Source organism: Chitinophaga sp. (genome assembly GCF_036566945.1).
In the GTDB taxonomy this organism is placed as follows: Bacteria; Bacteroidota; Bacteroidia; order Chitinophagales; family Chitinophagaceae; genus Chitinophaga.
Genome location: NZ_DATCVJ010000383.1, coordinates 1 through 4,811 on the forward strand (window position 1 = coordinate 1; position 4,811 = coordinate 4,811).

General features: G+C 45.9%; 4 protein-coding genes and 1 pseudogene. All 5 read right to left on the bottom strand.

Going from position 1 to position 4,811, the window contains the following annotated elements; genetic code table 11:
- Positions 1 to 964 (bottom strand): MFS transporter (locus tag VIP81_RS11285; protein ID WP_331960019.1); only part of this gene is annotated, 964 nt, incomplete at its 3' end.
- A gap of 28 nt (positions 965 to 992) precedes the next feature.
- Complete coding sequence (locus tag VIP81_RS11290; protein WP_331960022.1) at positions 993 to 1,655, bottom strand: bifunctional 4-hydroxy-2-oxoglutarate aldolase/2-dehydro-3-deoxy-phosphogluconate aldolase; 663 nt, start codon at positions 1,653 to 1,655, stop codon at positions 993 to 995.
- Between the two features lie 3 nt (positions 1,656 to 1,658).
- Positions 1,659 to 2,657 (bottom strand): sugar kinase, encoded by a 999-nt coding sequence (locus tag VIP81_RS11295; RefSeq protein WP_331960025.1) that lies wholly within the window; start codon positions 2,655 to 2,657, stop codon positions 1,659 to 1,661.
- Positions 2,657 to 4,051 carry a glucuronate isomerase gene (gene uxaC, locus VIP81_RS11300; protein ID WP_331960028.1) on the bottom strand — a complete coding sequence of 465 codons (1,395 nt, stop codon included), beginning with the start codon at positions 4,049 to 4,051 and terminating at the stop codon, positions 2,657 to 2,659. Before uxaC ends, VIP81_RS11295 begins: the two co-directional genes overlap by 1 nt.
- 9 nt (positions 4,052 to 4,060) lie before the next feature.
- Positions 4,061 to 4,811, bottom strand: a pseudogene (locus tag VIP81_RS11305) (altronate oxidoreductase); the annotation flags it as partial.

Consider the following 4,811-nt stretch of genomic DNA (forward strand, 5'->3'; position numbering starts at 1 on the left):
AATACTGTATGAACACAATCGGTACTACACACAGGGCAAATATCAGCATAGACACTTTACGCGCCCTGAAAACAGGCCATCCGCTTTTAATAAGATGGGAAGATAACCAACCACCTCCAATGCTACCAAAACTGGTAATAGAGTATATGATAATAATAGGCAATCCCAGACTGGATTTCATGTTAACGTGGAAAATGGATTCCAGGTAACCAGGCAACCAGAACAGAAAAAACCACCATACCGGATCTGTCAGTAATTTACCAAACACGAAAGCCCAGGTTTGTCTGATACCCAGCAGCTTAATCCATTTTACCGGTTTAGGCTTTTCTTCTTCTACTTCCTGATCAGAATGGATATGATCATATTCTGCTTTGGATAATTTTTTATGACGACTGGGTATTTCATATAAAAACCACCAGAATATCAGCCAGATAAATCCAATGGCACCGGTCCATACAAATGCATTTCTCCAGCCATGATTATTCGCCAGCCAGTATACCATCAAAGGCCCTACTACCGCCGCAATATTAGACCCGGAATTAAAAATCCCGGTCGCAAATGCCCGCTCTTTCTTGGGAAACCACTCTGCCGTGGCTTTAATAGCCGCCGGAAAGTTACCCGCCTCACTAATTCCCAGTACCGATCTTACTACGCCGAAGCCCAGTGTAGAACGTACCAGCCCATGCGCCATAGCCGACAAACTCCATACTACCACAGAGACTGTATATCCCAGTTTGGAACCAATTTTATCTACCAGCGCACCAAAGAAAAGCAAACCCACAGCATAGGAAGCGGAAAATGCCATCACCAGGTTACTATAATCTTTCTCTGACCAGCCAAACTCGGTGGATAGATCGGTTTTCAGTAATCCTAATATCTGCCTGTCTATATAATTAATCGTCGTAGCTACAAATAATAGCGCGCATACCCGCCAGCGATACTTACCTAAAGTTGTGGAATTCATTCTAATTGGAATTTATAGAAAGTTTAAGTTACTTCATCGCCCTGAGAAATGCAAACGTTTGCACTATTTTATCTTTCAGCGCGCCCCAGTCCTTACTTTCAATCAGAGACTTGGATAATAAATTGGAACCCATTCCCACACAAACAACACCAGCATCAAACCAGCTGTCCATGCTTACCTGTGTTGGCTCTACCCCGCCGGTTGGCATAAATTTCAGTTGCGGAAACAAAGGTTTGATAGCTCTTACATAACCAGGCCCCAGCACGTTACCAGGGAACAGTTTCACCAGTTTGGCCCCGTTTTTTTCCGCCACAGAAATCTCTGTCGGCGTCATACAACCAGGAATCCAGAGTATATTTTCAGATTTGCAATAAGCGGCTGTTTCAGGATCGGTAACCGGACATACGATAAAGTCCGCTCCTATACCTGTATACACCGCTGCATCTGCCGCATTTTTGATAGTACCAATTCCCAGGTACAAATCGGGCATCGTAGCCAGTTTCTTATCTCTCAGAATAGCGAAATTTTTACGTGCATTTTCTCCCCTGCTGGTAAATTCAAATACCCGCAACCCGCCATCATAACAGGCTTGCAGCACTTCCAGGCAGATCTCTGCATCATCGTGATAAAAAACAGGAATAATCCCGGTTTGCTCAAATGCAGCTATAATTACTTCAGGACTTGGTGCCATATACTATATCAATTTTATAATGTCTTCAGCGGAAGTGGTATTAAAATCTCCCTTCACAAAAAATTTGGAATAGGCCGCAGCGGCAGCATAAGAAATGATCTGCTGATCATCCAATCCCTGCAGCTGTGCGTGTATGAGTCCGGCCATGAAACAATCGCCACTGCCTACCCTGTCTACCACGTCGTGGGTATCGTATTCGCGCGAAATGCTCACCTGCCCGGCGTTATAATAAAAAGCATAATAACGATTATGCGTAGTTGCATCACTGAAACGGAACGTAAATGCCACCCGCGTGCAACGGGTAAATCTTTTCGTTATTTCAGCTGCCACCAGCTCCGCCTGTTGCACGTATACCGCCTTGGTATTGGCTTCCAGCCCAGCTACGTCCAATGTGGTATCCAACATATTGTTAGCCGCCCAGATATTTCCCATGATCACATCGCAGTATTGTACCAGTTCCGGCATAATATCCACCGGCTTTTTACCATACTGCCATAACTTACTGCGGTAGTTAAGATCTGTAGATATCGTCATGCCTTTGCGGGTAGCCGCCTGCAATATTTCTTTGCAAATTTCCACCGCATCCGGGTTCAGTGCAGGCGTAATAGCACTCCAGTGAAACCATTCGGCATCGCCCAGCAAGGCGTCCCAGTCTACCGTGCCCGGAACAATCCTGCTAAAAGAAGACCATGCCCTGTCATACACCACTTCTGCATGTTTCAGGTCACTGCCCTGCGCCAGGTAATAAATACCTATCCGCTCGCCACCCCATAACATCCTGTCGGTATGAATACCCCGGTTGCTCAATTGCTGCAATACGTCTCTTGACAATCCATTTTCAGGTACCTTGCTGATGTAGGCTACTTCTGTGCCCCAGTTGGCCAGCGCCGCTGCTACGTTGGCTTCAGCCCCGCCCACATAAATGGCTGCGGTGTTTTGTGACAGCTCTGGCGACAGACGCAATAATATCTCTCCGAATGTGATAACTTTTACCGGCTTCATTAGAATCCAAAATATGCTTTTGCGTTATAATAACAAATGTCCTGTACCATTTTCCCTAACCAGGCCATGTCATTTGGCAACTCGCCATTTTCCACATCCTTTCCGATCAGGTTGCACAAAATACGGCGAAAATATTCATGTCGGGAATAAGATAGAAAACTTCTGGAATCTGTTAACATACCAACAAAACGACTCAATAATCCCATGTTACTCAATACGTTCATCTGTTTTTCCATACCATCTTTCTGGTCCAGAAACCACCAACCGGATCCGTATTGTATTTTACCGGGAACGGTTCCGTCCTGGAAATTACCTGCCATGGTAGCAAATACTTCGTTGTAGGAAGGGTTCAGGTTATAGACCACCGTCTTCGCCAGCTTATCTTTCTTATCCAGTGCGTCAAAAAATGCACTCATAGCTTCTGCCACTCTCCAGTCACCAATAGAATCTACACCGGCATCAGCTCCTACCCGCTGCAGTAAGCGGGAATTGTTATTACGGATAGCGCCTATATGAAATTGCTGTGTCCAGCCCCTTTCCTGGTTCCAGCCGCAAACAGCCAGCAATACAGCCGTTTTAAATTGCGCATTTTCATGCGGTGTAGCTGCGGTATGATGACGGGCATTATTAAAAATCGTATCCAGTTCCTTGTCGCTCGCCGGTGTAAAATAAAAGGTGCTCAACCCATGATCACTCAGCCGGCACCCTGCTTCATGGAAGTAAGTGTGGCGACTTTGCAGCGCAGACAGCAAATCCTCAAACCGGCTAATATCTTTATGCAATACCTCCGACAGCTTATCCACAAAACTGTTGAATATCTCCGGATTATCTACCGCCATGGCCCTGTCCGGGCGGAAAGTAGGCAGCACGCGCGTACCGAAAGGCCGGTTGGCAATCGTCCGGTGATGCTCCAGTGAATCAGCCGGATCATCTGTGGTACAAAGTACATCTACTTTGTAATGTTGCAGCAATGTTTGGGTAGACAATCCCGGTAGCTGTGCATTGCAATCGCGGTATATTTTTTCAGCCGTCTTTTCACTGAGCAATTCCGTGATCCCAAATGGATTTTTCAATTCCATATGCGACCAGTGATACAGCGGATTACGCATGGTATAAGGCGCCGTGGCCGCCCAGTGACGGAATTTAGTAAAGTCATCCGCCGTTCCGGTAATGAACTCTTCTGCCACCCCGTTGGCACGCATAGCACGCCATTTATAATGATCCCCTTTCAGCCAGATGGCATACAGGTTCTCAAAAGTTTTATTACCGGCAATTTCATCAGGTGGCAGATGATTGTGATAATCAATTACCGGCATGGAAGCAGCGTAATCAAAATATAATCGTTTAGCCGTTTCCGTTTGCAATAAAAAATCTTCGGATAAAAACTCCTTCATAACGAATGACTATTTTTTTTGAAGTTGCGATTGAATAAGTCCTTTTACCCCTTCACTTTTCAGGGTGGTCAACAACGAAGCTACTTCGGCTGCAAAACCAGGAATAGCGGTAAGATCAGTTTCCCATAAACGCGGATCGCTGCAAATACCAGCCACCATGGTGGAGATATCAGCCTGATCGCGCCACCAGGCCGCAAAAACCGGCGCATTATCGTCTGTAATAACGTATTCTTCGTTCCCCCGGCTGCCAAAGTATTTACCATTCTCTTCTCTTGCCGGTTGCAGGAATAACAACATGGCAGCAAATCCCAGACACAAATGCGGCGGCAATGCCTGATACTTTTCATGGTAACGAATCAATGTACGCACATTGCGGGCATTCATCTTCGAACTTTCCTGGAAAGTTATACTGATCAGTTTATGCGCTATAAACGGATTGGCGAAACGATCCAGTACATCTGTAGCAAATGCAGTAGCCGTAGGACAGCTATCAGCAATGGTAGGCAGTATTTCTTCCAATACTACCGCACGGAAAAAATGACGCATATATTCGTCCTGCATGCACTCGTATACGGTGTTCAGGCCCGACAGGAAAGCCAATGGCACTGCGGCCGTATGACTACCATTCAGCAACCGCAGTTTTTGTTCGCGGAACGGGGTAATGCTATCTGCAATCAGCATTCGGTCATCTCCCTTATAGAAAGATAATACCTCGCGAACATATTCATTTCCCTCAATAGCCCATAACAGGTATGGCTCT